Raw genomic sequence first — 26,694 nt, 5'->3', positions numbered from 1 at the left:
GGCAAGGTTCTATGATTTCATCAAAAGACAACAGTTTGCGCAGTTATTTTCAGGACGGGGATCGCTGGGAATACGAAATCATCAAAAAAGCAAAGCGCTCACAGGCCTTTGCCTGGTTTGTAACAATCGTCTTCGGCATTATGACACTGGCCGCTCTGGCCACTCTTGTTATGCTGGTTCCGCTGAAGTCCTTCGAGCCGGTCATCGTTGTTGTCGACAAAGCCACCGGCTATATCGAAACCAAAAGCGGCCTGACCAAAGCAGAAAATCTGACGGAATCCAAAGCAATCACACAGGCCAATATTGTGCGCTATATCCGCAACCGCGAGGGTTATGACCCCTATGCGATTGATACAATGTTTGGTACCGCAGCCCTGCTGTCCGGCGGACAGGCGGCCGCGGATCTGCAAAATCTGTACAGTGTCAACAATGCTGATAATCCGATCAGGCTCTATGGCAAGGACACGCGCGTACTTGTCAATATCAAGTCTGTCACATTTCCCAATGAATCTACCGCACTCATCCGGTTTGCCACCACAGAGCGAACGGATGCAGGAGACCACACCAACAATTATATTGCGGTTGCCCGCTACCGCTATACCAGTGAACCGCAAACCAATGCATGGCGCTTTGAAAATCCGCTCGGCTTTCAGGTCTATAATTATCGCCGTGATCAGGAAACTGTAACACCGGGGGCTGGTCAATGATGCTCCGGGTCTTTCTGGCAGGGACACTATCCGCAACCCTGTTTTCACCGGCTCTGGCCGAACAATCCCCGCGCGCCGGATCATTGGATCCGCGTATTACCAGCGTTGTTTATCAGGCCAATAATGTTGTCAAAATTGCCGCAACATACGGAATATCAACCATGATCCTCTTCGATGAGGATGAAAAATTTGAAACGATCTCCCTCGGCGACACAGACAGCTGGCAGGTCGCACCGGTCGAAAAGGGCAATATTCTTTTTGTCAAACCGGTCGCCAAAAATGTCATGACAAACATGAATGTCGTGACGAATAAACGTATTTATTTTCTGGAATTACGGGATTATGCACCGGAAGCCGGTAAAAAAGTCTTCGGTGTACGCTTTGTTTATCCGGAAAAAAACCTGAATGCCGCTATGCGCAAAGAAGCGGAATTTCGTGCCGCAAATCCCAATATTTCAAAAATTGACAAGGCCAATGTCAATATCGACTATTCCTTTACCGGTGATACGAAACTGAAACCGTCCATGGTGTTTGATGACGGAAAGAAAACCTTTTTTAAGTTCTCTGGCACAACACCGGCAATTTTCGCCGTCAACAGCGATTTCACCGAAACCCTGCGCAACTTCCGAAAAGAAGGCGACTATCTGGTCCTTGACGGTACAGCAACACAATACACGCTGCGCGACGGCAATCAGTGGATCTGCATCTTCAATCTGAGAAAGCCGGATTTCGGTGCTCCCGATCCGGATATTCTCGCGCCGAAGCCTGATCCTGCCGCCGTCATACGGCACAGGAGCGGCAATCAATGAAACAATCTCCGGAACTTGAAGCGCTGGCAGCATCAGGCGAAAGCGATATCAGCAGTCAAAATATACGACGCAATCAGCTGGCAATACTGGTGCTTTTTCTGGCGGGTTGCGGTGCACTGATTTATTTTATCTTCATGACCTCCGTCGGCAATTTTACGGATAATGAAAGCAAAAACGAGGAATTCAATACGACATCATTCCGGCCGGGTTCCTTTGTCCGTGAAACGCCGAAACCGGCGGAGCCGGAGCCACCTGCACCACCGCCCGCACAAGTGCCTGCAGCCCCGCCTCCGCCGCCACCGCAGGAATTTCCGTCGCGGTTCAAATCAAAGCTTGTACAGATGGATCAGCCCAGCGCTGCGGAAACGAATGAAAGCGGTACAGGCAGTGATCTGAAAGTCGCAGGCGATGATAGAAACAGCAAATATCTGGCAGCCCTTTCAGGCATAGGCGGCCGGTCGGCTACAGCTGCCAAAATCAAAAGAATAGATGCTGTCATACCGGAAGGCACACTGATACCGGGGATCCTTGAAACAGCCATAATCAGCGATCTTCCGGGGCAGGTCAGAGCGGTTACTTCCCGCGATGTCTATTCTTTTGACGGGCGGCGCGTTCTCGTTCCCACCGGAACACGCCTGATCGGCGAATATCAGTCCTCCGTTGCGAACGGACAGACCCGTATCTTTGTTGTCTGGACACGCCTCATTCGGGATGACGGTGTTTCCGTCAGTCTGAATTCCATCGGCACAGACAGTCTGGGGCGCTCCGGTCTGACAGGGATCGTTGACAAGAAATGGCGTGAAAGATTTGGCTCTGCCATCCTGCTTTCCGTGGTTGGTGCCGGCGCCAGCTATCTGACAGGCTATGGCAGCGGCAATGCATTCGGCGATGATAGCAGTAACGCCCAAAGCGGTGAGCAGCTTGCCCGTCGCACAATTGCCCAGACATTCTCGGATATGGCCAATACTGCTCTCAGTGAGAATATCAAAATTCCGCCCACCATCAACGTGCATCAGGGCGAGCGGATTTTCATTTTCGTCCGTCAGGATCTGGATTTTTCAGCCTTGTATAAAGATCCTGTCACCGAAGCTCTGGAGGAGATCCAACGTGAACATCGCCGCCAGTAATATGAGCAAGAATACGGTTTGTGCCAGACAAAGCCCGTTTTATTTTCTCAACCGTGCCCTTGAACCGCTCCGCTGCTTTCTGGATGACCCGAAAGTGGTTGAAATATCCGTCAATAAACCCGGTCATGTTTATGTGGAGCGCCTTGGCGCCGGTTCCATGGAGTTTCACAGGATTGATTGTCTGACAGCCGCTGAAATACAAAATATCGGAGAGCGTGTCGCAGGTATTACCGACCAGTTTCTGAACAAAACCAATCCGGTGCTGAGTGCTGCCCTGCCTGCTGGTGAGCGTATTCAGATTGTCCTCCCTCCGGCAGCTCCCGAAGGCGGAGCCATCTCAATCCGCAAACAGGTTATTAATAATTTCAGCCTTGAGGAGTACCGGGACAGCGGCTCTCTGGATAATGTATCTGTTGCCGTAGGCGGTCTGAGCGATATCGACCGCAAGCTGATATGCTGCCTGCGGGAAAACAGGATTTATGATTTTATCCATCTGGCCATTACCAGCCGCATCTCCATGCTGATCAGCGGTGGCACATCTTCCGGCAAAACAACTTTTCTCAATGCCTGTCTCAAAACCGTTGCCCCGGAAGAGCGGATTATCACGCTTGAAGATACCCGCGAGCTTTTCCCGCACCAGCCGAACCGGCTGCATCTGGTCGCCTCAAAAGGTGCGCAGGGCACAGCGGATGTGACAATCCAGAATTTGCTGGAAGCTTCATTACGGATGCGGCCAGACCGTCTTTTTGTCGGAGAAATCCGCGGTTCTGAAGCCTTTTCGTTCCTGCGTGCCATCAATACCGGTCATCCCGGCTCAATGTCGACAGTTCATGCAGACACGCCGAACGGTGCATATGAACAGCTTGTCATGATGATGCAGCAGGCAGGATTGTCAGGCAGTTATACAAAACATGATCTGATGTCCTATATCCGCATGGTCATTCCTGTCGTCATTCAGCTTCGCCGTGACGGCGGCAAACGCGGTGTTTCAGAAATCTGCTTTTCCAGAAGCGAAGATCTCGGATAAATTCAGAGCTGCTGAAAACAGGATATCAATGCTGCAGCGGCAACGATTTTCATAATCTTTGCTTTTTGAAATGGCCATAATTGCACATTCCGTTTTGCCGGATCAGAACCACGCGCGGCCAATCTCTTGCACACAATTTGGTGGAATTGATCCGCGCCGCATTTTTCTTCTTAACTGATCGCGCAAGCAAATAAAAAACACCCGTAATATTTACTCAAAACTCAGTTTCATCTTTAGCCGGTATGGAGATCAGCCGTGGCCGGAAATAATAATTTTTACTGTTTCTGTTGCATAATCGGCTTTACTGCCCTTCTGAGCTCTGCGGTTATTTCCCCGTCCCGCGCTCAGGAAACAGGTCAGACTGTCAAACTTAAAGAAATTGTAGTGACGGGCACAGCAGATCGGGGCGGCGCGCCGGATATTCCGGAAACGGATGGCTATGTTGTCAAATCCGGACGTACTGCAACAAAAACCGACATGCCTTTGCATGAAACCGCGCAGTCCGTCAGCGGGGTCAGCCAAAAACAACTGCAGGACCGCAAACCGCAAAATCTGCTTGAGGCACTGGATTATACATCCGGTGTGAATACGTCCCAATACGGGTTTGACCCGCGTTATGATGCGTTCAAAATCCGCGGTATAGACCTGACTTATACAGGTGTTTTCCGGGACGGATTACGGCAAGCCAATAATCCGAGCGGTTTATACCGGCTGGAGCCATACGGGCTGGAAGGTATCAGCATTCTCAAAGGGCCCGCTGCCTCACTTTACGGAGCAAGCAGCTCCGGCGGTATCGTCGATCTGATAACCAAACGTCCGACAGAAGATCCGCTACGTGAAATTGTGCTGGAAACCGGTTCATATAAACGTCTGCACGGCGCTTTTGATTTTTCCGGCCCGCTGAATGCGGACAGCACTCTGCTCGGCCGCCTGACCGGCGTTATACGCAAGGCGGATACAGAATTCGGGGATTTCTTCAAAGATGACCGTGTTTATATTGCACCGGCACTGACATGGCAGCCTGATACGGATACCAGGCTCACTCTGCTCGGCTCCTATATGGATTCGTTAAGCGGCGGAACAGCCAGCTATCTGAACCGCTATGATCCGGTCACCGGAAAATCCACAGGCGCCACACATGACTTTGGCGGCGATCCGCGTTTCAATGATTTCCGTGTCAAACAGGGCTCAGCCGGATATGAATTTGAACACAGATTGAGTGATGCAACAGTTCTGCATCAGAACCTGCGCTATTCCCGTTTGTCCAACAGCTATGAATATGTTTTTGACAGCTATCCCGGCTATACGGAAGAGAAAAATAACGGGTTTGCCGCAGATACCTATCTGGAAACGGAGCTGAATACCGGAGCGGTCAGCCATAAAATTATTACCGGTATTGATCTCGGGCGCTTTGCTTATACCAGCAATGAAGGCAGCGGCACACAAGCTTTTACGCCGGATGATTTTTACCGGCCTGCCCTCACAAATCAGGATAAGCAGAAACAAACCCAGAGCGGCATCTATATTCAGGATCAGCTGCAATTTGATGCATGGCGTGTGACGCTTGGTCTGCGCCATGACTGGCTGCAAAGCGATCTGACAACCGGCAGTTTTTCCGGTGGTTTTACAGATTATGCGCGTAAAGACAGTGAAACAACAGGACGCGCGGCCGTGGGCTATGTTCTGGATAATGGTCTTATGCCCTATATCAGCTATGGCACGTCTTTCATTGCCAATCCGGGCGTATTGCAGAGCGATGATAAACTAAATCCGCTTACCGGTCGTCATCAGGCTATGCCGACAACCGGCAAACAAATTGAGGCCGGTGTTAAATATGCGGTGCCGGATTATAACGCCTATATCAATCTTGCGGTGTTCAATATTGATCAGACCAATGCCAGTATCTATGAAACTTCGTCCGGTGTGAATGAGCAGATCCAGCTGGATATGCGTTCGCGTGGTTTTGAAGCTGAAGCCGGCGCAACACTCGATAACGGCCTCAGTCTCATTGCGGCCTATAGCTACAATGATGTGAAAATCCTGCGTCTGACCGAGGCGACGAACGGCAATGTGCTGAATGCCTCACCCTACCACTCCGCATCGCTCTGGGCGGATTATATGGTGGAGAGCGGTCCGCTGACCGGTCTCGGTCTCAGCGCCGGGATCCGCTATACCGGTTCCAGTTTCGGGGATAATACACACACAACCGCTCTCGATAATAAGCCTCTCATCCTCGCAGATGCGGCTCTGCGCTATGATCTGGTTCATCTCAACCCGCAGCTTGACGGTATGCAGTTGCAGGTCAATGCCAGCAATCTGCTGAATAAAGTCAGTCAGACTTGCTCAAGCGGCTTCTGTTACTGGAATGAAGGCCGCAAGATTATTGCCAGTATGCGATACCGTTTCTGATGGCACAGACAGACAGCCTCTCAGAGCGCCGCTCTTCACCAGCTGCAATATTTGTTGCAATCGGCGGAGTCTATATCAGTCAGAGTGTAATCGGCGGTCTGACCTTTACCGGTCTGCCTGCGGTATTGCGGGCAAACGGATTGCCTCTTGATCAGATCGGTCTGGTTTATCTGGCTATTCTGCCCTGGACGCTGAAATTTCTCTGGTCTCCGTATCTTGAGCGTTTTCGCCTGCCTGCCCGTGGCAAAAACCGTTCGGCTCAGATCATCCTTACCGGCAGCCTGTTATCTGCATCCGGCCTGTTACTGGCAGGGCAAATCGGCCCGCAACAACTGACCGTTCTTCTGCTATGTCTCACTGTGGTCGCCTTTGTGGCTGCGACCATTGATATTGCCTGTGACGGTTATGCGGTGGAGACTCTGGCACAACGCGATTATGGCTGGGGCAATGCAGCTCAGGTCGGCGGAGCCTATCTCGGTGCTGCGATCGGCTCAGGGCTGTTTCTCGTTTTTTACGATCATTACGGCTGGAGCCTGTCCGTCGCAGTCATGGCGGCTACGGTGCTTTTGCTGACCATACCGTTTCTTCTGCAAAAAAGCGCACATCTGCAATCTGCGGAACGCCATCACACACCGTCGCTCCGTCTGGCGCTGCAACGGCGCGAGATACGCAAAGGATTAATGCTCACAGCCTGTTTTGTTGCAGCGCAAAAATGGGGCGGCGTCATGATGGAACCCTATATGATTGATGCCAATATCGGCCTCTCACTTCTGGGCATATTAAACGGAGCGGGCGGACTGCTAACCGGCCTTGCAGGTGCCTGTATCGGCGGCCTCGCGGTCAGATATGCAGGAACCCGCTCTGTTCTGCTTACGGCGCTTGTTCTGCAATACCTGCTGATGATCAGCTTCATATGGTTCTCCGGACAGAGTGCCCCGCCCCGTTTTGCCATGTTGCTCTGCGCGCTGGCTTCCTCTTCCGGTGTAATGGCTTTTGGTTTTGTTGCCCTTTATGCCCGTTTCATGGAAATGTCGGATGTGCGCCAAGCCGGTGTGGATTTCACGGTTTTCCAATGTATGGACGGGGTGATCAGCATGACCGGCGGTGTTGCCGGTGGCAAAATCGCTGCATTATACGGTTATCAGTTTCTCTTCGCATTTGGTGCAGGGATGGCCGCAGCAGCCCTGCCGCTGATCTGGTATCTGGGCCGTCCTGAAGCGGACAGATAAAACTTGTCCGGCTTCAGGCAAATTGTGCCAGCGGATTGACCATCGGCGTACCGAAACGGAAACTTTTCTCCGGATCAAGCAGATCAAGCATCTGGCGATTATTGCGCAGCTGCAGACGGTTAAAGCAATTGCGCACCATAACCGGCCGAAACAGATCATAGCGCTGATATTTATCAAAATTCTGAGGATGTTCCGCCTGATAGGTCTTTGTTACTTCTGCAACCAAAGCCCAGAACTCCTGCTCTTTCATCAGCCCCTGATCTTCCAGAACAGCAGAAAGATGGCGGAAAAATCCGTCAAAAATATCGGTAAAAATATAATCCGTTTTCAATGCATCATCGAATTTATAACTGATACGGGAAATCTCTTCCGGCACATCAAGCGGACTGTTCAGCAAGCCTATTTCCTCACCGATATCCTTCATCAGCATACGCTCAATCCGGCACTCTTTCAGTATCATGATCAGGTTCTCACCATGGGGCATAAAAGCCAGATCATAATGGTAGAAACAATGGATCAGCGGCACATAATAGGCCTTGAGGAAGCTGCGTATCCATCCCTCAGCAGACTGGCCGGAGGCAGCTATCAGGCTGCCTGTCAGGGCTTTGCCATCCGCATCCGTATGCAGCAAGGCCGCCATTGTCATCAGTCTTTCGCCGGGCTTCAGATATTGTTCCGGACTTTCCCGCCACAATGCGCTCAGCATTTTGCCATAGCCGGTCGTTCCGCTGATCTCCTTGCGGTAAACGGGGTTCCGGTAACCGATGGCGGCAACCTCGCGTAACACAGTAAAACCGGTTTCGTTTAAAATTGCATCACTGCCGAGCAACTCAGTCAGCCACTGATTGATAGCCGGTGTCACAGACATATATTCCGGCGACAGTCCCCGCATGAATCCCATATTCAGAATAGACAGCGCGGTTTTGACATAATGTTTATGCGGAGCTGTGATATTAAAAAAGGTACGGATGGATTGCTGTGCACGATAGAGATCGGCCCCCTCCCCAAGCCAAACCAAATGGCGCTGCGCCACCTCCGCAGCAAAAGTGATTGCGATTTTATTCTGCCACTGCCACGGATGCACCGGCATGAAATAATAATCATCCGGATCAAGTTCCAGCATTACAAGATAGTTACGCCAGCGGTTCAGTTCTTCCGCATCCAGTTCCTGCTCAATCAACTGCCTGTAATTCAGACCGGTGACAGAACTAAAAACTGCTCTGCTTCGTCTGACTGCCAGCCATGTCATTGGTAAAGAGCGGGCCGTCTCCGGTGCATAGGCCAGATAATCCGCCGTGTTAAAACCGATCCGTCCATTATTGGCGATAAAAATTGGATGACCTTCACTCATAGCAGCTTCAGTATCCTGATAACCGGCATGGCATAAATCTTCAGCTGAACGGCTGCCAAATGAAAGCTTATAGCAGGCAGAATATAATGTGCTGCTGATCTCCTCCAGATAAAGCGGGAAATCCTCCGCACGGATATCCAGCCGGTCACGCACTGCGATCACAAACTCCAACGCATCAGGTTTGCCTTCCGCCAGCCATTCCCCCTGATCCGGTCTCACCAGCCGTTTAAGGCTTTCCCCGTCAATCAGCCAGTGATCGACCATCAGACGCCGCGTGGTAAATTCATAACGTAACGTATCGCCGGCTGTGACCTGAAATGTCTGCACATCCAGCTGTCGGGGCTGCAGGATTTCCTCATGGGAAAGCTCTGCAATTATTTTGCGCAGCAAATGACGGTTTGCTTTCTCCCAATAATACGGAGACAAATGCGCGGTCTGTTCACGCGTGTAAAGTGGCCCGTTTGCAGGCATAGTTATTTCCAGTGAACGGACAAAATCCTCCCGCCTGCACAGACCGAGATAAGCCAGCTTGTCCGGCAATTGCACCGGTCTGATATGGGTAAAACCGGCAAGACAATTCAGACGATGAATTTTATGGTTCCTGATATCAGGCTCGACCACAACACGCCGTATGCCGGCTTCAGAAAAGATAAAATGCAGCAAAGTGCGCATGACAGCCAGTGTAAAACCGCTGCGTGGCGACACAGGCGGCGCAACCAGCAAATGCATGCCGCAATCACCTTTTTCCGCATGATAATAATCGAACAGGCTGTCTGTTGCCGGATCATAAAGTTCCGCCAGAAAAGCAGGCTGGTCACCGTAAAAGCCTATGAAAACCGCTTTATCCGGTTCATTTTGCATCGCCTGATAATAAGTCTGAACCTGAGATTTGCTGAAGCCGCCCATATTCCAGAAACGGGCATAAGGCCGGTTCACCCATCCGGCAATCATATCCGCATCCTGTGCAGGCTGCAGCAGCCTGACAGAAAAACTTCCTGTTGCAGGATCATTCCAGGTAAAATTGCCGTTTAATTTTAAAGCATCAATAAAAGAAGTCATGAAAATATAATCCGGTTAAAAATAAGAATATTATCTGCCCAGAACGCTGTCCTGAGAGACTGGTTACTGAAATATTTCCGGAAGGTGATCCGCCTGATAAGCTTGTTCATGGACGGCAGGCGGCGTACCGAACTCCTGAAACGCAATATGTTTCTCTGTCAGATAAATATCCTGCCCGCAGATCTGTCTCAAAATACAGGCATTGCGGTAACACCCCATACCAAGATCGGGAGCCATAAAACCATGGGTGTGTAATTCGGCATTCTGTACGAAAATTTCGCCCCTGCCGCCGTCAATTGAATAATAACGGTCGACGTCAAATTTTCCGGATGGCAGATAACGAATTCTGCCGCTGACAGGCTTCAGAAATTGCGGTTCTGTGTAATGATATCCGGTTCCCAGAATGACCGCGCCGCTGCTGATCCGGTAATTGCGGTTTTGCTCAATATGCCGGAAGTGCAGATCATACTGATCTGAATGCTGATCCGGCGGGCTGATCTCTTGGAGTTCGCTGTTGGTCAGCAATCTCACACGGCCGGTCCGCTCTATACTCCGCTCATATAGCCGGTGATAAATATTCCGGATCAGACTGTCGTTGATACCTTTATAAAGCGGTCTCTGTATCTGTAAAAGCGTCTGCCTTGTTGCATCGCTCAAACCATAAAAATAATCCGCATAGTCCGGTGATGTCAGTTCCAGTGTCAGTTTCGACAAGTCTAGCGGGAAGAAGTGAGAGGAGCGGGTTACCCAGTTCAGCTGGTAGTTTCTCTGATCACAATCCTGCAAAAGGTCATAAAACACTTCTGCAGCACTCTGTCCGCTGCCAACAATCGTAACTGATTTACAGTGCTGAAATTTTGATTTCTCAAATATATATCGCGAAGTATGAGTAATATTACCGGCCGTCAGGTTCTGATCGAGCAAAGCACAGGCACAAGCGGGAATATAAGGATTGGTACCGGTTCCCAGAACCAGACGCCGCGCCAGATAAGCGATTTTGCGCTTATTTCCGGTATCAAAGGCTGTGACTACATAAAGGCCTTGTTGCTCATCATAAATTACAGAACAAACTTCCTGCTGAAAGCGGATATTTTCCAGCTGAGAGGCCGCCCAGTTACAATAATCATTATATTCCTTGCGACTGGGGTAAAAGCTCTCGCGTATGTAAAAAGGATAGAGCCGGCCTTTCTGCTTCAGATAGTTCAGGAAACTGAAAGAACTGGTCGGATCCGCCATGGTCACCAGATCGCTGAAAAACGGAGTCTGTAGTGTTGAATCAGAAATCAGCATACCCGGATGCCATTCAAACTGCGCTTTTCTTTCCAAAAACAGCGTTTTTAAATTGTGTAAAGGCTGAGAAAGACAAGCAAGGCCGAGATTAAACGGGCCCAAACCAATGGCAATAAAATCATAAATCAAATGGCTCATTCTGCATCCCTGACGGAGAGCTGACGGCACTGATCAGTAAAAATAAAATATTGGCAGCATATATGACTGCATGGCTCAAAAGGTTGATCTGGCCGTGAAATGAAATGTTTAAAAAGCATTCAGCAGTATGTTAGATTTATCTAATATTATAAAGAGGACTCTTAATGTCAACTATTGATTATGATGATCCCTATAACCGCAGAAGTCGTTGAAAGCCTGCTTATCTGCAATAAAACTGCCTCCATCAGCTGATGTCAGGCTATGGTGCTTCATTTTTTGCCTCAGACAATGTAGTCCGGCCCAAATTTCTCAGCACAATTTCTCAACTCATTGGCGCTCCCGCCGCACTGAATTCAAAGCCGGAAAACTCTGGTTCTCCGTGGATCAAGGTTGTCGTGCACATCAACAACTGACAAACGCATCACGAGTATTGCTGACGAAGGTATAACTTCAAAAAATACTTCTTGCTTTGCAATCAAAGTCACGCTTCACTCTTCGAAATTGCAGAGGGAGGTATAAATGAAGTTCGTTACTTTGGTTGCTTTAGGATCAATCTTTGTATCGCTGCCGGCTTATGCATCAGTTGACTGCAACAAGGCAGAAGACCAGTCAACTATGACCAAATGCGCAAGCGATGAATTAGCTAAAGTTGATAAACAACTTAATGAAAACTATAAAAAAATAGAAAAACGTTTAGCTGATGATGAAGAAGCCAAGAAATTATTGATAACTTCACAACGCCTTTGGATGAAGTTCAGAGACGCGGAATGTAACTTTGCAACCTCAACAACATCTGGCGGCAGCATCCATCCGATGATGGTTGCATCATGCAGGACGCAATTAACAACGGCACGTAGCAAACAATTATCCGACTATCTCAACTGCGAAGAAGGCGATCTTTCGTGTCCCGTACCGTCAGGCGATTAAGCTTGCCCTATGTTAGAGCATAATTTTACCTTAAACTGATCCAGGTTTAAGGAATTATGCTCTAAGATCAAATGTAGTAACCTACAGCAGCTAGAGGCGAAAATGCTTGTGTCAATGCAAGCCGGTAACAAAAAATACAGCGTTCAAGCGCTTCATTCATTTGCGTTATTTGCGTGATCTTATCCTCACATATAAAGATCCATAGTTAATTGCTCTTGCTTTGCTATGAAAGTCGCTGTTCAATTCCTGTCAGAAGAATAATACGGGGGGCGAAACATGGATCAAAATATTGAGACCACACGAACCGGCACCTCACTGATCCGCATTTTTATCGTTGCATTCCCTCTTATCGGACTAACCGGCTGCGTATCAGAGCATGTACGAGATATAGAATGGTGCCGAAATCTCGAAACAGCCAAGCCCCTCATTGATGAAACCGGCCAAGCCAAGCTCAATATAGCAATGGCTAAAAATAAATGTGCAACCAAATTGTTGGAAGCGAAAAAGGCGGCTGAAAAAGCTGCGAAGTTAAAAGCTTCAAAGTCCCAACCCGCCGCACCCAAACAGACAATAAAAAAGGCCGGGGCAAAAATGCACCGACCTTCCTGATCATCTTTTAATTGTTAGTGCCAGTACATCCGTGGTCAAAAACTTAAATAGATGAGGACATTTGCGAGCGCTGTGAGAAACGCGCTGCTTAGCAATGTCTTAAACCTATATAGAAAGCGATTGTGTCTTAAAAAAGATCAGGACAGCATTTATTTTTAAAATTGTTGCACCCAGTTAATATTGTCAGGATCAACACCAACCTCAGATGCAACTTTAATTGCCCGGTCTTTTAACTCCTCTCGTATTTCAGCCGTACGGGAGAGAACCCAAAAATACTTCGGGCTTGACCCGACAATAATTGCCCAGCGGTAATCTTCATCCAAAGCAACTATGTTATAACCGCCATAAAACGGGCCGAAAAACGATACCTTCAATGCGCCCTCAGATTGGCTGCGCACGAAAACAGCAGTTCCGGATGCATGCTTATGCCGGCCGGAGATTTCATCAATACCACTGTTCAGCACATTAACTGTGCCGTCACCATTGAGTGTATATTCAGCAGTGGTTTTCATCAGGCCTTTTTCAAACCGGTTCTCTGCACGAGCGACTTCAAACCACCTCCCCAAATACCGGCTGAGTTCGAAACCGCTGACCGGCACCACATTCTCAGGGATTTTCGGATTAGCGGCTTTGTACAATTTATATCCGGCAAACAGACCGACAGCGGCCAACAATAGCTTTTTCGCACTCATAACAAACTCCCGTCAGTTATAATGTGAACGCATATAAGTATTGAGAGTTCCCGAAACTACGGAGCAGAACAAAAATCAGCGTAAAAGCTGCCGCTATAATGCCGGAAGCGGAAAATCAGATCCTCTTCGGTTTCAAATTTTTCAACATAATCAGCTTGAGCTGATCTGATCACAGCCTGCCAGAAATGAAGAGCAGTTGTATTTTTGGGCGCGACACGCAGTTCCCAAAACCCGTTATGCATTTGCAAAATCTCAACAGCTGCATAGCGTGCCAATCCCTGCTTACGGTAATCTTTCAGAATGAAAAATTCCGCAAACGAATAATCTGTGCCTTTGCCAGAGGGTGACCAGTTATTGATAAAGGCAAAACCAATATCTTTTCCCTCAAAAGATATCAGATATGGCCATCTGTCTGCTTCTGACCAGTATAAGTCAAAATATGGATAATCATCATCTGTCTCTTCATAAGCACGCATTTCAGCGAAATATTCCGTCATGAAAGCGCTTATGATTGATTTTTCAGCTTTCGCCGCCAAACGTATTTCTAATTTCACACTAAATTCCGATCAGACCCGACAAAGAAAGCAGCACACTTCCGGTTTAACTCCGGCTAGTATAGCGATGCAAAGAACCTGCCGGGATTATTCAAGGATTTAACGAACCATCTGCCGCTTCAATTACAACGGCAGAAGCGGCATCATCATTCCTGCAAAGGCCAGCAGAACGACAACAATCCAGGGCTGCACTTTCCAGACTGTGAGCAGCAAAAACCCTGTCAGGGCCAGCGCAAAATCCTGATTGGTAAAAACCGCCCCTGTCCATACGGGATTATACAGTGCCGCGCCGAGAATGCCGACAACCGCTGCATTGGCACCACGCATTGCCGCCTGTGCTGTCGGGCGCAAACGCAATCTGTCCCAAAAAGGAAGCATACCATAAACAAGCAGCAAGCCCGGCAGGAATATCGCGATCAGAGCAATAGAAGCACCGGAAATTCCGTTTGCCTCCGGTTGCATTACCGCACCAAGATAGGCTGCGAATGTGAATAACGGCCCCGGTACAGCCTGCGCCAGTCCATAACCTGCCAGAAAAGCCTCTTTGCTCACCCATTGCAGTGTCACAACTTCTGCCTGCAACAGCGGTAAAACCACATGCCCGCCACCAAAAACAAGCGAACCGGCACGATAAAAAGCATCAAACACGGCAACAGGCTGATATCCCGTAACGGCGGTCAGCACCGGTAAAAGTGCGAATAAAACCGCAAACAAGCTCAGAGCTATAATACCACCTCTGCGCGATACGGGAAATTTCAGATTGCCGGTCACAACCGCACCATTCCCGCGGCAAAGCCACAGGCCAAGCATGGCACCGCCGGTAATAGCAGCGATCTGCCCGATTGCTCCCGCCACAAAAACCACAAGCCCGATTGCTGAAAGCGCAATGAAAACGCGGGGCTTATCCGGTGTCAGACTACGCGCCATCCCCCAGACCGCCTGCGCGACAATCGCCACGGCAACCAGTTTCAGACCGTGCAGCAGGCCTTCCGCATACACACCGGTTAATGATGCCGCGCCCAGAGCAAAAACTACGAGAAGGAGCGCTGATGGCAGTGTGAAGGCCAGTGAAGCCGCCAGACCACCGGCAAGACCATTACCGCGTAAAAGACCAAGCGCAAAAGCAACCTGACTGGATGCAGGGCCGGGCAAAAACTGACACAATGCAACCAGATCGGCATAACCGGCTTCATCCATCCACTTGCGGCGCACGACAAGCTCGTCTCTGTAATAGCCCAGATGTGCAACCGGCCCGCCAAACGATGTCAGCCCGAGTTTAAGAAACACGCGGAAAACTTCAGCACACGAACCCTGTGCCGGTTTTGTCAGTGATCCGCTTTCATTTCCTGAGCGCATTATGCCCCTCATCCGCAACGCTTTGTTTCTGCCTGAGATTTAATCCGATACAAATCAACCGGCTCATAAAGTGCCTGAATGTCAGACAAATGACACAAAATATTTTGCGTGCCCATTCAGACAAGTAAAACTTGTCGATTAACGTGTTTTCTTGATTTCTGTACGTGATCTGACATGCATTTATAATCTCCGCCGGTCATGCGTATTTCCGGTTTTTGCGAATTTATATGTCGGGAGGTAAAGGCATAATGCGCAACGGGGGACAACTCCTTGTAGACAGCCTGATTGCGCTTGGTGCGCGTAAGAGTTTCGGTGTTCCGGGAGAAAGCTATCTGGCAGTGCTGGACGCACTTCACGACACCAAAGGCAAGCTGGATTATATCCTGTGCCGCAATGAAGGCGGCGCTGCATTTATGGCTGCCGCTTACGGCAAACTAACCAATACCCCCGGCATTTGTTTTGTTACCCGTGGCCCCGGCGCAACCAATGCCTCCATCGGCGTGCACACGGCCATGCAGGACAGCGCACCGATGCTGCTGTTTATCGGTCAGGTCGGCACCGATATGACCGGCCGTGAAGCTTTTCAGGAAATCGACTACCGCGCCATGTTCGGCACAGTTGCCAAATGGGCGGTGCAGATCGATCAGGTTGAGCGTATTCCGGAAATTCTGGCGCGTGCATGGACAGTGGCCACAACCGGTCGTCCGGGTCCTGTGGTGATCGCGCTGCCGGAAGATATGCTGACCAGCCTCACCGACAAAGCACCACTGACCGCACCGGCTAAAATCGCCTCCCCTGCCCCGCAGACAGAAACAATGGCGACAGTACAACAAATGCTGAAAGCCGCGAAAAAGCCTGTCATTCTGATGGGCGGCACCAACTGGACTGATGTTGGCCGCACTGCCCTGCAAAGCTTCGCCGAGCAATCCGATATTCCGGTGGTTGCTGCCTTCCGCTATCAGGATCAATTCGACAACTTCTCTTCAACCTTCGTGGGTGAAGCCGGTGTCGGCATGTTGCCCCATGTCAAAGCGCTGATCCGTGATGCCGATCTTATTCTGGCGATCAATGTCCGTTTCGGTGAGATGACCACCGACGGCTATACATTGCTCAATGTACCGGTACCACAGCAGAAGCTGATCCATGTCCATCCGTCCGATGCAGAAATCGGTAAAATTTATGTGCCTGATTTAGGTATTCACGCCTGCCCGAACAGTTTTGCACAAAGTCTGCAGCCGGTCAGCGGTGCATGGGCAGACTGGCGCAAAGCCGCGCGCGATGCCTATCTTGCCAGTTTTGATGCACCTGCCCAGCCGTCACCGGTGGATATGGTTGCAGTGATGGCCTATTTGCGCGACCGCCTGCCGGAAGACATGATCCTGACCAATGGCGCAGGCAATTTCACTGTCTGGCCGAACAAGTTCGCGAAATTTGGTGCCAAAGCACGGCTGCTCGCTCCGCAATCCGGTGCTATGGGCTATGGGGTTCCCGCAGCGATTGCCGCCAAAGTTGCCGAGCCTGAGCGCATGGTGATCTGCTTTGCCGGTGACGGCGATTTCCAGATGAATTGTCAGGAACTCGGCTCCGCTATGCAAGCCGGCGCGCAGCCGATCATCCTTATTCTCAATAACGGGATTTACGGCACGATCCGCGCCCATCAGGAAAAGCATTATCCGGCACGGGTTTCCGGCACCACAATGGAAAATCCGGACTTTGTCACACTGGCAAAATCCTATCGTTTTCATGCGGAGAGGGTGGAAACGACAGCCGATTTCGCCGCAGCTTTTGAGCGTGCAGCAGCGTCTAAAACCGGCGCAGTGCTGGAACTTAATATTTCACCGGAAGCCCTTACACCCCGCCAGACATTAAGCCAGATGCGCGCTGCCGCATTGGCAGCGAAGGAAATGGCATGACATCCCGAAACGACATCCGGCTTGGTGCAGATATCGGCGGCACGTTCACCGATATCGCACTGGACATGCGCGGAACGCTCTATTCCACCAAAATTCTGACTAATTATAGCGCGCCGGAACAGGCTATTCTCGACGGTATCCGCATTGTCACGGAACAGGCAGGCATCAGCCCTGCCGAGCTCGATATTGTTATTCACGGCACCACACTGGCCACCAATGCGCTGATTGAACGGCGCGGTGCCAAGACAGCTTTTGTGACCACCGAAGGCTATCGCGATGTGATCGAAATGCGCAGTGAAAACCGTTTCGAGCAATATGATCTCAACCTGAAACTCCCTGCCCCTCTGGTTGCGCGTGAACATCGTTTCACGGTCAAAGGCCGCATGAATGCGCAGGGTCAGGAATTGCAGCCGTTGGATGAAGCAAAGCTGGAAAAAATCGCCGATGCGATTTCAGAAGGCGATTTTGGTGCAGTCGCCATCGGCTTTATCCACTCTTACATGAATCCGGAGCATGAACGCCGTGCCCGTGCGATTTTGCAGCGCAAGCTTTCTGTGCCGATTTCCATTTCGGCGGAAGTCTCGCCGCAAATGCGCGAATTTGAACGCTTCAACACAGTTTGCGCAAATGCCTATGTTCGTCCGCAAATGGCTGATTATCTGGCTCGCCTGCAAGTACGGCTCAAAGAAATGGGTGCAACCTGCCCTGTCTTTATGATCCATTCCGGAGGCAGCCTGATTTCCGTTGATACAGCGTCTGAATTTCCGGTGCGTCTGGTGGAATCCGGCCCTGCGGGTGGCGCGATCTTTGCCGCCGATATTGCCCGCCGTTTCGGCATTGAGAATGTCGTTTCCTATGATATGGGCGGCACCACAGCCAAGATTTGCCTGATCGAAAATTTCGTCCCGAAAACCGCGCGTACTTTTGAAGTCGCCCGCACTTATCGCTTCTGCAAGGGTTCCGGCATGCCAATCTCCATTCCGGTAATCGAGATGATCGAAATCGGTGCAGGCGGTGGTTCCATTGCATGGGTGGACTCGATGGGGCGCATCCAGACCGGCCCGGAAAGCGCCGCCTCTGAACCCGGTCCTGCCTGCTATCAGCGTGGCGGTACCCGTCCTGCGATTACCGATGCTGATCTGATGCTCGGCAAACTCGATGCCGATAATTTCGCCGGCGGCGCGATTAAACTCTCAGTACAGAATGCTGAAATTGCCATCGACAAAGATGTCGGCTCCAAACTCAATCTGAAACCGCTCTCCGCTGCTTTCGGCATTTGCGAAGTGGTCGACGAGAATATGGCCAATGCCGCCCGTGTTCATGCGGTGGAAAACGGCAAAAACATCTCCGATAATATTATGATCGCCTTTGGCGGTGCCGCACCTTTGCATGCCGCCCGCCTGTGCGAAAAGCTCGGTGTTGAGCAATGTCTGATCCCGCAAGGTGCCGGTGTTGGCTCCGCTATCGGCTTCCTCAAAGCACCGTTCGGCTATGAAGCTCTGGTTTCGCATCTGGCGAAATTATCCGGCATCAATCTCGATGCGGTCAATGCCACGCTGGCAGACCTCAGTACGGCAGCGGAAAGCTTTGTGCGCAGCGGCACTGATGCGCCGCTGGAGCGTGAAGTCACCGCCTTCATGCGCTATGCCGGTCAGGGTTGGGAAATTCCGGTCACGGCACCACAGCCGCCGTTTAACGATCAGGCACTGGCGACAATCCGCGAGCGTTTCCTTGAAAATTATGCACGCTTCTTCGGTCGCCCGATTGAAGGCGCGGAAATTGAAATCGTCACATGGTCGGTGAAAGTGGAAGTGGCACAGAACTTCACCCAAAGCAGCACTGTCAGCTATGGCGAACGTCTGATTGCCCCTGCTCAGCAACGCGATGTGTTCGACCCGAGCCATGGCGCGATGCTGCCAACCGGTATTTTTGATCGTGGTTCTCTAACGACCGGCGACCGTGTAGCAGGGCCTGCAATCATTACTGAGCGCGAAACCTCCACCATAGTAACCGCACCTTTTGATGCGGTTATCCAGCATGACGGCACAATTCTGCTGGTGAAAAAAGGAAAATCCGCATGAGTGAACTGGATGAAATCCGCATGCAGGTCATGTGGAACCGCCTGATCTCCGTGGTGGAAGAACAGGCGCTGACTTTGCTGCGCACCGCCTTCTCCACTTCGGTGCGTGAGGCAGGCGATCTTTCTGCCGGTGTCTTTGATCCGCAAGGGCAAATGCTGGCGCAGGCTGTGACCGGCACACCGGGTCATGTGAATACTATGGCCGAAGCGGTGCTGGAATTTATCAATGAAATTCCCCGCGATGAGATGTTCGAGAGTGACACCTATGTCACCAATGATCCGTGGAAAGGCACCGGCCATCTCCATGATATCACGATGGTTTCACCGTCCTTTCTCAATGGTGAGCTGGTCGCTTTCTTCGCCTGTACCGCCCATGTGGTCGATGTCGGCGGTCGTGGTTTCGGCGCAGATGGTAAATCCGTCTATGAAGAAGGTATTCAGATTCCGATCATGAAATTTGCCGAACGCGGCGCGGTCAATAAAGACCTGATCCGCATTCTGCGTGCCAATGTGCGCGAGCCTAATCAGGTGATCGGCGATTTCTACTCCCTCTCCGCCTGTAACGAAGTCGGTCATCGCCGTCTTGTCGATATGATGCGCGAGATCGGTCTGACATCGCTTGATAAGCTGTCGGAATTTATCTTCTCGCGCACCACCAATGCCATGCGCGAACGTCTGGCACAGTTCCCTGAAGGCTCGTGGTCAAATGAGCTGATGACAGACGGTTATGATGAGCCGATCCGCCTTGCAGCCGTGGTGGATATGAAGGGCGGTCTGGTGAATGTGGATTTCACCGGCAGTGACCCGATGAGCCGCTGGGGTATCAATGTTCCGATCATTTATACCAAGGCCTATGCATCTTATGCGCTGAAATGCGTACTGGCACCGGAAATTCCGAATAATGCCGCCTCGCTGGCTTTCTTCACCGTGTCTTCCGAGACCAATATTCTCAATGCGCAACGCCCTGCGCCGGTTAGTCTGCGGCATGTGATCGGTCACATGGTGCCGGATCTGGTGTTTGGTGCACTGGCCAAGGCTTTGCCGGGTCAGATCATGGCTGAAGGTGCCGGTGCTTTGTGGAATATTCATATTTCCGTGCGCCCTGTGGCGGGACAAAGCGGACAAAATGCCGAAGTGCTGATGTTCAACTCCGGCGGTATGGGCGCACGCCCTGCCCTTGACGGCTTGTCGGCAACGGCCTTCCCGTCCGGTGTGCACACAATGCCGATTGAAGCCACTGAGCATACTGGCCCTGTGATCATCTGGCGCAAAGAATTGCGACCGGATTCCGGCGGTGACGGTGAGTTCCGCGGCGGTCTCGGACAAGTCATCGAAATCGGTGCGGCGGATAATCATGAATTTGATTTTTCCGCGATGTTTGACCGTGTTACACAAGCGCCGCGTGGCCGTAATGGCGGGCAAAACGGGACTGCAGGTTCCGTGAAGCTCGATGACGGCACCGCAATGCGCTCTAAAGGCTGGCAGCATGTGCCTGCAGGTAAAAGACTGGTGCTTAACCTGCCGGGCGGCGGCGGCTATGGCGATCCGGCGCAGCGCTGCGCAAAGGCACACGAGCAGGATAAAATTCAGGGTTATGTCACGGAGGAGAGACAATGACCTATATTTCATCACGGCTGGCAGCGGTTAAACCGTCTGCCTCCATGGCCGTTTCACAAGCCGCCAAAGCACTGAGTGCCAAAGGCATTGATGTGATTGATCTGGGGCTTGGCGAACCGGATTTCCCGACACCGGCGCATATTACCGAAGCTGCCTATCAGGCAGCCAAAGCCGGTGACACGCTCTATACGGCAGCGCTCGGCACATTGGCACTGCGCAAGGCGATCGTCGCCAAACTTTCCCGCGAGAACGGGCTGGATTATACCACTGATGAGATCATCGTTTCCAACGGTGCCAAGCAGATCATTTTCAATGCACTGATGGCAACACTGGAGGATGGTGACGAGGTTATTCTGCCGACGCCGTATTTCGTATCCTATCCGGAAATGGCGAAATTGCTTGGCGGCAAACCGGTGATTGCCCGTTGCCGTGAAGAAGACGGGTTTCGTCTGACACCGGATATTCTGGAACAGGCAATCACGCCGAAAACCAAATGGCTATTCCTCAATTCACCCGGCAATCCGTCCGGCGCGGTTTATGATGAAGCCAGCCTCAAGGCGCTCGGCGCCGTGCTGGAGCGCCACCCGCATGTGCTGGTTCTGTCCGACGAGATTTACGAACACATTATCTTCGACGGGCTGGAGTTTGTTTCTTTTGCTAAGGCTTGTCCACAGCTCAAAACCCGCAGCCTGATCGTCAACGGCATGTCCAAGGCCTATGCGATGACCGGCTGGCGTGTTGGTTATGCCGCGGGTCCCTTGCCGCTCATCAAAGCCATGGCTACCGTGCAGAGCCAGTCGATTACATCCGTCTGCTCAATAGCGCAGGCCGCCGGTGCAGCCGCACTCGAAGGATCGCAGGAGCATATTCGCACCTTCCGCGATGCGTTTCAAAACCGCCGTGATCTGGTGGTTAAAGGCATCAATGCAATGGAAGGTCTGAGCCTGCGTGTGCCGGAAGGCGCGTTTTATGCCTTTATCAATTGTGCCGGTCTGATCGGCAAACAATGCCCTGACAGTTCTGTGCTGAGCGATGATACAGCAGTCGCCAATTACCTGCTCAATGAAGGCCATGTCGCAGCAGTACCGGGTGCTGCTTACGGGATGTCGCCTTATTTCCGCATCTCAACAGCCACATCAGAACAAATGCTAGGTGAAGCGATCAAACGCATCGCCGAAGCTGTTGCGCGTCTGGCTCCGGCACCAAAGGCATAGATCATGGATTTTGATACAATTCTTATCACGGGTGCCGCCGGTAGACTCGGCACCGAATTGCGCCGTGGTCTTGCACCTCTGGCACGTAAATTGCGCCTCACAGACCGCGTTGCGATCACCGATCTGCAACCCAATGAAGAAGCGGTCATCTGCGATCTGGATAATGCCGATGCGATCATGAAACTGGCGGAAGGTGTGGATGCGATCCTGCATTTTGGCGGGGAACCGCTGGAAGTATCATGGGAACGTATTCTGCGCTCTAATATTCAGGGCAGCTATAATATTTATGAGGCCGCCCGCAAAAATGGTGTGAAGCGCGTCATTTACGCCTCTTCCGTTCATGCCATCGGCTATCATGAGCTGGAAACCAATATTGATACGGATGCCCCGCACCGTCCTGACGGGCTCTATGGTCTGTCCAAATGTTTCGTCGAAGATTTGGGGCGGCTTTATTGGGATAAATTCGGCATTGAGACGGCTGCTCTGCGCATTTTCTCATCCTTCCCTGAACCGGCAGACCGCCGCATGCTGTGGTCGTGGTTGTCCTTCGACGATTGTATCCGTCTGGTCACTGCCGCTCTCACCGCACCGCGTGTTGGCTTTACCGTCAGTTTCGGCATGTCGGACAACCGCGTGTCGCCAGTTGATAACAGCAAGGCGGGTCATCTCGGCTATCGGCCACAGGATAATACGGAAAGCTATCGCGCCGCAGTCGAAGGCCGCACTAAACGCTCTGATCCTTATGCGCCTGCCACCCGTTTTCTCGGTGGCTGGTTCGTCGATATCGGCCATCCTGATGATGAGGCAAAATCATGAAACAGCATTATGATGTTGTGATTATCGGCGGCGCGGTCATCGGTTCTTCTGTCGCCTATTTCCTGTCACAGAATCCTGATTTTGGCGGGTCAATACTCGTTGTGGAGCGCGATCCGACCTATGTGCGCGCGGCTACCTCACTGTCATCTTCTTCGATCCGCAACCAGTTTTCCAATCCGATTAATGTGGAAATCAGCCGTTTCGGCACAGAATTTATCCGCAATTTTGCGGAAGTGATGCAGGTTGCCGGTGACAAACCTGATCTGCAATTCCACGAAGGCGGTTATCTGTTCCTCGCCAATACGCCGGATCAGGTGCAGACTTTGCGCGAAAATCACGAAGTGCAGATCGCCTGCGGTGCCGATGTGGTGCTGTGGGAACGTGAGGAGCTGAGCCGCGCATTCCCGCATCTCAATACGGACGATATTCTGCTGGCCTCCTATGGCCGCTCCGGTGAAGGCTGGTTCAACAATACCGGCCTGATGTATGGCTTTAAAAACAAAGCCCGTGAACTCGGCGCAGATTATATCACCGATGAGGTGGTGGCCATTCACCGTGATGGCAATCACATCACCGGTGTGGAGCTGAAATCCGGCCAGACGATCTCGGCGGGCACCATCGTCAATGCATCCGGTGTCAGTGCGGCTTTGACCGCACGCATGGCAGGGCTGGACGTGCCGGTTGAACCGCGCAAACGCACATTATTTGTCTATGACTGCGCACAAACACCGGAAGGCAGCGCTACAGTCAATGGCGGTCGCCTGCCGCTCATGATTGATCCGAGCGGTGTTTTCTGCCGCCCTGAAGGCCGTTTCTTCCTGACCGGTTGTCCGCCGGTAGATGACCCTGCAGTTGATTGGGATGATTTCACCCCGCGTTATGAAGAATTTGAAGAGATCATCTGGCCGGCTCTTGCAGAACGCTCACCGGCCTTTGAGGCGATCAAAGTGGTGAACCAATGGGCGGGGCATTATGACTTCAACGTGCTGGATCATAATCTGATTGTCGGTCGTCATCCTGAGGTGGAAAATTTCATCTTTGCCAATGGTTTTTCCGGCCACGGCTTGCAGCAAGGTCCCGCAACAGGACGCGCTGTATCCGAGCTGATCACCTATAATGCGTTCCGCACGCTTGACCTCTCAGAGGTCGGCTATGAGCGCGTCATCGCCAATAAGCCTTTCCTTGAAAAGGCTGTGATATGATATAGACCCTGGCAAGCATAAGGGCGAGCGGAGGCAGGCAATGCACATCAATCAGGTCGTTATAAACATGGTCACAGACCATGAATGACAGGGTGCCGCGCCTTCCCCCGCTCAATGCTTTACGCGTCTTTCATGCGGTGATGCGCTATCGTAGCTTCCGCAAGGCGGCTGATGAATTATTTGTCAGCCCGCAGGCGGTCAGCCAGCAGATCAAATTGCTGGAAGATACGCTGGGGATTATGCTGTTTGACCGCAAAGGCCGCATGGTTGACCCGACCGAACAGGCCATTCTGCTCGCACATTTTGTGCAAGCCGGTTTCGATGAATTTGCCGAAGGCGTGCGCCGCGTTACCAAGACCGGTCACCGCAACCGTATCAATGTCAATGCCAGCCCCTATTTTGCCACCCGCTATCTGATGGATCGCCTTGAGCAGTTCCGCACCACTATGCCCGGTGTGGTCTTGCAGCTGACCACTATGGTGGAAATCCCTGATTTTGGCCGCGATGATATTGATGTGTCGGTACAATGGGGCTTTGGCGAATGGGCGGAATTTGACCAGACTTTGCTGGTGCGTGACCCGAAAATCATCTGCTGTGCACCGGCGCTCGCGCATCGGGTGCGCAAGCCGGAAGATTTGTTGAGCATGACTTTGCTGCATCCGGTTCTGGCCACCAATCTATGGCAAAAAGTTCTGCGACACCTTGATCTGCAAGATATTGAAGCTAAAGGCGATGTGCAGTTTCAGGATGCCGCCACCATGCGCCGCGCCACTCTGGCAGGGATGGGTATGGGGCTGGTTTCGGCTATTGATGCGATGGATGATCTGCGTCAGGGGCGGCTGATTGCACCACTTGGCATTGATGCTTTAAGCACCATGAAAGAAGAAGATATTCCGGGTTTTTATCTGGTTGTGCCGCGCGGCTACCGGCGTGTGAAAACCATTGCGGCTTTTTGCGACTGGATCAAAGGCGAAGACTGGTCAGCCATGCTGCGCCGTGAAATGACCATCAGCGACATGCCATACGATATATAAATAAATCCTCAAGTTATCTTGCGTCTGCACCTGTCAGCCTGCTTTTTTCGCAAGCGGCTGCGTGCTGAAACACGTCCGTTTTGAGCAGAATTTCCACCTGAATATATCATCAAGAAAATCTTGTCGTTTAGCCACTTTTCTTGATTTGGTACGCGCTCCCGACACGGCACACTGCTCTCAGCACGGGACGGTGTAAACAATTGCAAAATAAATAAACAGCTTTGCCAGCACGCCGCCGTCCTGCGGGGAAACATATTTCAGCGCCGCTCAGATTTTGTCCGGCGGCGGTGACGGAAAAGGCAATGCAGCAGACACAAAATAACATTACGCCACTGGTGCGCGTGGAAGCGCTGGAAAAGAGCTTCGGCGCTCTCACAGTACTCAATCGTGTGAGTTTAAGCGTTAATCCGGGCGGTGTGCTGGCCATTATCGGGCCCAGCGGCTCCGGTAAAAGCACATTGCTGCGCTGTCTGAATTATCTGGAAATACCAGATAAAGGCCGTATCACGCTGGGGGATATGGAGCTTGTCGCTGAGAAACATCCGTCCCAAAAGCAAATTCTCGATCTGCGGCGCTCGGCAGGCATGGTTTTTCAGTCTTTCAACCTGTTTCCGCATATGAATGTGCTGGAAAACGTATCGCTCGCGCAAAAACGCGTGCTCGGCCGCTCACAGCAGGAAGCCGATGAGCGCTCCATTGAACTTCTCAAACGCGTGGGACTGGACTCCAAGGCAGCGGAATATCCGCATCGCTGTTCCGGCGGCCAGCAGCAGCGTATCGCCATTGCCCGTGCGCTGGCATTGAACCCGAAAATCATGCTGTTTGATGAGCCAACCTCGGCACTTGATCCGGAGCTGGGTCTAGAGGTTCTCGCCGTTATGCGTGAGCTGGCGCAAGACGGCATGACAATGATTGTCGTCACCCATGAAATGCATTTTGCCGAGAGCGTTTCCGATCATGTGATGATCATGGCTGACGGCAACATCATTGAATCCGGTATCAGTAAAGACGTGATGCGCGATCCGCAGACGGAACGCGCACGCCGGTTTCTGCATGCGGTGAGAGATCGCTGATGCAGGACATTATCTTTAATATTATCAGAGGCTTGCCTGCGACAATCGCTTTAACGGCCGCAGCACTGATGATCGGGCTTATTCTCGGTGTGCCGCTGATGCTGGCGCGTATTTCCCGTCACAACTGGCTGCGCTATTCAGCCATGGCGCTGATTACCTTTGTACGCAGCATTCCGCCGATTGTCTGGCTGTTTGTGATCTTTTTCGGCCTTGGCAGCGGCTATTTCCGTGTTGCCCCCTTCCCTGCGGCCGCAGCCGGTCTCGGTCTGATTGCTTCAGCCTATATGGCAGAGATTTATCGCGGCGCGCTTCTCTCCATTCATCGTGGCCAGTGGGAAGGCGCTGCCGCTCTTGGTATGCATCCCGTGCGGATGTGGATTGATGTGGACTTGTCACGGTTTGATTCCGCCTCCTTAAATAGACTATTTGTCATTAAGGAGAAGAATTATGGCAGTTTCACA

Annotated in this window: 22 protein-coding genes; 17 read left to right on the top strand and 5 right to left on the bottom strand. The window is 51.5% G+C overall.

The genetic code is table 11. The features are described 5' to 3' along the window. Positions 1-11: 11 nt before the first annotated feature. The 6 genes from HBA93_RS16150 to HBA93_RS16125 all read left to right on the top strand — a co-directional run bounded on the left by HBA93_RS16150 (position 12) and on the right by HBA93_RS16125 (position 7,308). The gene (locus HBA93_RS16150; protein WP_221723931.1) at positions 12-707 is read left to right on the top strand and encodes a VirB8 family type IV secretion system protein; all 696 of its coding nucleotides are present in this window, start codon (positions 12-14) and stop codon (positions 705-707) included. Next, positions 704-1,516: a TrbG/VirB9 family P-type conjugative transfer protein gene (locus HBA93_RS16145; RefSeq protein WP_121993312.1), complete on the top strand. Its 813-nt coding sequence runs from the start codon at positions 704-706 to the stop codon at positions 1,514-1,516. The genes HBA93_RS16150 and HBA93_RS16145 overlap by 4 nt, the downstream gene beginning before the upstream one ends. Beyond that, positions 1,513-2,643, top strand: coding sequence for a type IV secretion system protein VirB10 (virB10, locus tag HBA93_RS16140; RefSeq protein ID WP_221723930.1), 1,131 nt, complete (start codon positions 1,513-1,515; stop codon positions 2,641-2,643). The genes HBA93_RS16145 and virB10 overlap by 4 nt, the downstream gene beginning before the upstream one ends. A 1-nt stretch (position 2,644) precedes the next feature. After that, positions 2,645-3,670: a P-type DNA transfer ATPase VirB11 gene (gene virB11, locus HBA93_RS16135; RefSeq protein ID WP_221723942.1), complete on the top strand. Its 1,026-nt coding sequence runs from the start codon at positions 2,645-2,647 to the stop codon at positions 3,668-3,670. Positions 3,671-4,054: 384 nt separating this feature from the next. Beyond that, positions 4,055-6,079, top strand: coding sequence for a TonB-dependent siderophore receptor (locus tag HBA93_RS16130; protein WP_353619376.1), 2,025 nt, complete (start codon positions 4,055-4,057; stop codon positions 6,077-6,079). Next, entirely contained in the window at positions 6,079-7,308 is a 1,230-nt protein-coding gene (locus tag HBA93_RS16125) for an MFS transporter (protein ID WP_221723929.1), read from the top strand. The genes HBA93_RS16130 and HBA93_RS16125 overlap by 1 nt, the downstream gene beginning before the upstream one ends. Positions 7,309-7,321: 13 nt before the next feature. Here HBA93_RS16125 and HBA93_RS16120 read toward each other — a convergent pair whose 3' ends face one another. Then, positions 7,322-9,718 carry a GNAT family N-acetyltransferase gene (locus HBA93_RS16120; RefSeq protein ID WP_221723928.1) on the bottom strand — a complete coding sequence of 799 codons (2,397 nt, stop codon included), beginning with the start codon at positions 9,716-9,718 and terminating at the stop codon, positions 7,322-7,324. Between the two features lie 63 nt (positions 9,719-9,781). Next, entirely contained in the window at positions 9,782-11,146 is a 1,365-nt protein-coding gene (locus HBA93_RS16115) for a lysine N(6)-hydroxylase/L-ornithine N(5)-oxygenase family protein (RefSeq protein ID WP_221723927.1), read from the bottom strand. Positions 11,147-11,665: 519 nt separating this feature from the next. On the opposite strand from HBA93_RS16115, the gene HBA93_RS16110 reads away from it, so the two are divergent. After that, positions 11,666-12,073, top strand: coding sequence for a lysozyme inhibitor LprI family protein (locus tag HBA93_RS16110; RefSeq protein WP_121993305.1), 408 nt, complete (start codon positions 11,666-11,668; stop codon positions 12,071-12,073). Between the two features lie 276 nt (positions 12,074-12,349). Then, the gene (locus HBA93_RS16105) at positions 12,350-12,682 is read left to right on the top strand and encodes a hypothetical protein (RefSeq protein ID WP_221723926.1); all 333 of its coding nucleotides are present in this window, start codon (positions 12,350-12,352) and stop codon (positions 12,680-12,682) included. A gap of 155 nt (positions 12,683-12,837) precedes the next feature. Here the strand turns inward: HBA93_RS16105 and HBA93_RS16100 are convergent, their stop codons facing one another. The 3 genes from HBA93_RS16100 to chrA all read right to left on the bottom strand — a co-directional run bounded on the left by HBA93_RS16100 (position 12,838) and on the right by chrA (position 15,284). Beyond that, positions 12,838-13,374: a lipocalin family protein gene (locus tag HBA93_RS16100; RefSeq protein ID WP_221723925.1), complete on the bottom strand. Its 537-nt coding sequence runs from the start codon at positions 13,372-13,374 to the stop codon at positions 12,838-12,840. 56 nt (positions 13,375-13,430) lie between these two features. After that, on the bottom strand, positions 13,431-13,928 hold the full coding sequence (locus tag HBA93_RS16095; RefSeq protein WP_221723924.1) for a GNAT family N-acetyltransferase: 498 nt from the start codon (positions 13,926-13,928) through the stop codon (positions 13,431-13,433). A 123-nt stretch (positions 13,929-14,051) separates the two neighbouring features. After that, the gene (gene chrA, locus HBA93_RS16090; RefSeq protein WP_221723923.1) at positions 14,052-15,284 is read right to left on the bottom strand and encodes a chromate efflux transporter; all 1,233 of its coding nucleotides are present in this window, start codon (positions 15,282-15,284) and stop codon (positions 14,052-14,054) included. Positions 15,285-15,529: 245 nt separating this feature from the next. Between chrA and HBA93_RS16085 the strand changes: the two genes are divergently transcribed. From HBA93_RS16085 to HBA93_RS16045, 9 genes are all read left to right on the top strand, one after another. Beyond that, positions 15,530-17,197 (top strand): thiamine pyrophosphate-dependent enzyme, encoded by a 1,668-nt coding sequence (locus HBA93_RS16085; RefSeq protein WP_221723940.1) that lies wholly within the window; start codon positions 15,530-15,532, stop codon positions 17,195-17,197. Continuing rightward, the gene (locus HBA93_RS16080; protein ID WP_221723922.1) at positions 17,194-19,278 is read left to right on the top strand and encodes a hydantoinase/oxoprolinase family protein; all 2,085 of its coding nucleotides are present in this window, start codon (positions 17,194-17,196) and stop codon (positions 19,276-19,278) included. Before HBA93_RS16085 ends, HBA93_RS16080 begins: the two co-directional genes overlap by 4 nt. Continuing rightward, entirely contained in the window at positions 19,275-20,894 is a 1,620-nt protein-coding gene (locus HBA93_RS16075; protein ID WP_221723921.1) for a hydantoinase B/oxoprolinase family protein, read from the top strand. Before HBA93_RS16080 ends, HBA93_RS16075 begins: the two co-directional genes overlap by 4 nt. Then, positions 20,891-22,108: a pyridoxal phosphate-dependent aminotransferase gene (locus HBA93_RS16070; protein ID WP_221723920.1), complete on the top strand. Its 1,218-nt coding sequence runs from the start codon at positions 20,891-20,893 to the stop codon at positions 22,106-22,108. The genes HBA93_RS16075 and HBA93_RS16070 overlap by 4 nt, the downstream gene beginning before the upstream one ends. Next, the gene (locus tag HBA93_RS16065; protein WP_502910129.1) at positions 22,109-22,924 is read left to right on the top strand and encodes an NAD-dependent epimerase/dehydratase family protein; all 816 of its coding nucleotides are present in this window, start codon (positions 22,109-22,111) and stop codon (positions 22,922-22,924) included. Continuing rightward, complete coding sequence (locus HBA93_RS16060; protein WP_221723918.1) at positions 22,921-24,126, top strand: NAD(P)/FAD-dependent oxidoreductase; 1,206 nt, start codon at positions 22,921-22,923, stop codon at positions 24,124-24,126. The genes HBA93_RS16065 and HBA93_RS16060 overlap by 4 nt, the downstream gene beginning before the upstream one ends. Before the next feature lie 92 nt (positions 24,127-24,218). Then, positions 24,219-25,160, top strand: a complete 942-nt coding sequence (locus tag HBA93_RS16055) for a LysR substrate-binding domain-containing protein (RefSeq protein WP_353619375.1) — start codon at positions 24,219-24,221, stop codon at positions 25,158-25,160. Positions 25,161-25,462: 302 nt separating this feature from the next. Further along, positions 25,463-26,233 carry an amino acid ABC transporter ATP-binding protein gene (locus HBA93_RS16050; RefSeq protein ID WP_221723916.1) on the top strand — a complete coding sequence of 257 codons (771 nt, stop codon included), beginning with the start codon at positions 25,463-25,465 and terminating at the stop codon, positions 26,231-26,233. Next, positions 26,233-26,694, top strand: a 462-nt coding sequence (locus HBA93_RS16045) for an ABC transporter permease subunit (protein ID WP_221723915.1), incomplete at its 3' end; no start/stop codon positions are given. The genes HBA93_RS16050 and HBA93_RS16045, both read left to right, overlap by 1 nt.

The organism is Ochrobactrum sp. SFR4, from assembly GCF_019730395.1.
Lineage (GTDB): Bacteria > Pseudomonadota > Alphaproteobacteria > Rhizobiales > Rhizobiaceae > Pseudochrobactrum.
Note: the sequence above shows the minus strand (reverse complement) of the source record. Positions and strands in the feature narration are given on the sequence as shown.

What these genes read in the sequence shown, in the direction of transcription:
- chrA (WP_221723923.1), bottom strand. Translation starts at nt 15,284, where the DNA reads ATGCGCTCAGGAAATGAAAGCGGATCACTGACAAAACCGGCACAGGGT.
- virB10 (WP_221723930.1), top strand. Translation starts at nt 1,513, where the DNA reads ATGAAACAATCTCCGGAACTTGAAGCGCTGGCAGCATCAGGCGAAAGC.
- virB11 (WP_221723942.1), top strand. Translation starts at nt 2,645, where the DNA reads ATGAGCAAGAATACGGTTTGTGCCAGACAAAGCCCGTTTTATTTTCTC.
- HBA93_RS16100 (WP_221723925.1), bottom strand. Translation starts at nt 13,374, where the DNA reads ATGAGTGCGAAAAAGCTATTGTTGGCCGCTGTCGGTCTGTTTGCCGGA.
- HBA93_RS16070 (WP_221723920.1), top strand. Translation starts at nt 20,891, where the DNA reads ATGACCTATATTTCATCACGGCTGGCAGCGGTTAAACCGTCTGCCTCC.
- HBA93_RS16145 (WP_121993312.1), top strand. Translation starts at nt 704, where the DNA reads ATGATGCTCCGGGTCTTTCTGGCAGGGACACTATCCGCAACCCTGTTT.
- HBA93_RS16060 (WP_221723918.1), top strand. Translation starts at nt 22,921, where the DNA reads ATGAAACAGCATTATGATGTTGTGATTATCGGCGGCGCGGTCATCGGT.
- HBA93_RS16075 (WP_221723921.1), top strand. Translation starts at nt 19,275, where the DNA reads ATGAGTGAACTGGATGAAATCCGCATGCAGGTCATGTGGAACCGCCTG.
- HBA93_RS16105 (WP_221723926.1), top strand. Translation starts at nt 12,350, where the DNA reads ATGGATCAAAATATTGAGACCACACGAACCGGCACCTCACTGATCCGC.
- HBA93_RS16125 (WP_221723929.1), top strand. Translation starts at nt 6,079, where the DNA reads ATGGCACAGACAGACAGCCTCTCAGAGCGCCGCTCTTCACCAGCTGCA.
- HBA93_RS16150 (WP_221723931.1), top strand. Translation starts at nt 12, where the DNA reads ATGATTTCATCAAAAGACAACAGTTTGCGCAGTTATTTTCAGGACGGG.
- HBA93_RS16110 (WP_121993305.1), top strand. Translation starts at nt 11,666, where the DNA reads ATGAAGTTCGTTACTTTGGTTGCTTTAGGATCAATCTTTGTATCGCTG.
- HBA93_RS16115 (WP_221723927.1), bottom strand. Translation starts at nt 11,146, where the DNA reads ATGAGCCATTTGATTTATGATTTTATTGCCATTGGTTTGGGCCCGTTT.
- HBA93_RS16120 (WP_221723928.1), bottom strand. Translation starts at nt 9,718, where the DNA reads ATGACTTCTTTTATTGATGCTTTAAAATTAAACGGCAATTTTACCTGG.
- HBA93_RS16080 (WP_221723922.1), top strand. Translation starts at nt 17,194, where the DNA reads ATGACATCCCGAAACGACATCCGGCTTGGTGCAGATATCGGCGGCACG.
- HBA93_RS16050 (WP_221723916.1), top strand. Translation starts at nt 25,463, where the DNA reads ATGCAGCAGACACAAAATAACATTACGCCACTGGTGCGCGTGGAAGCG.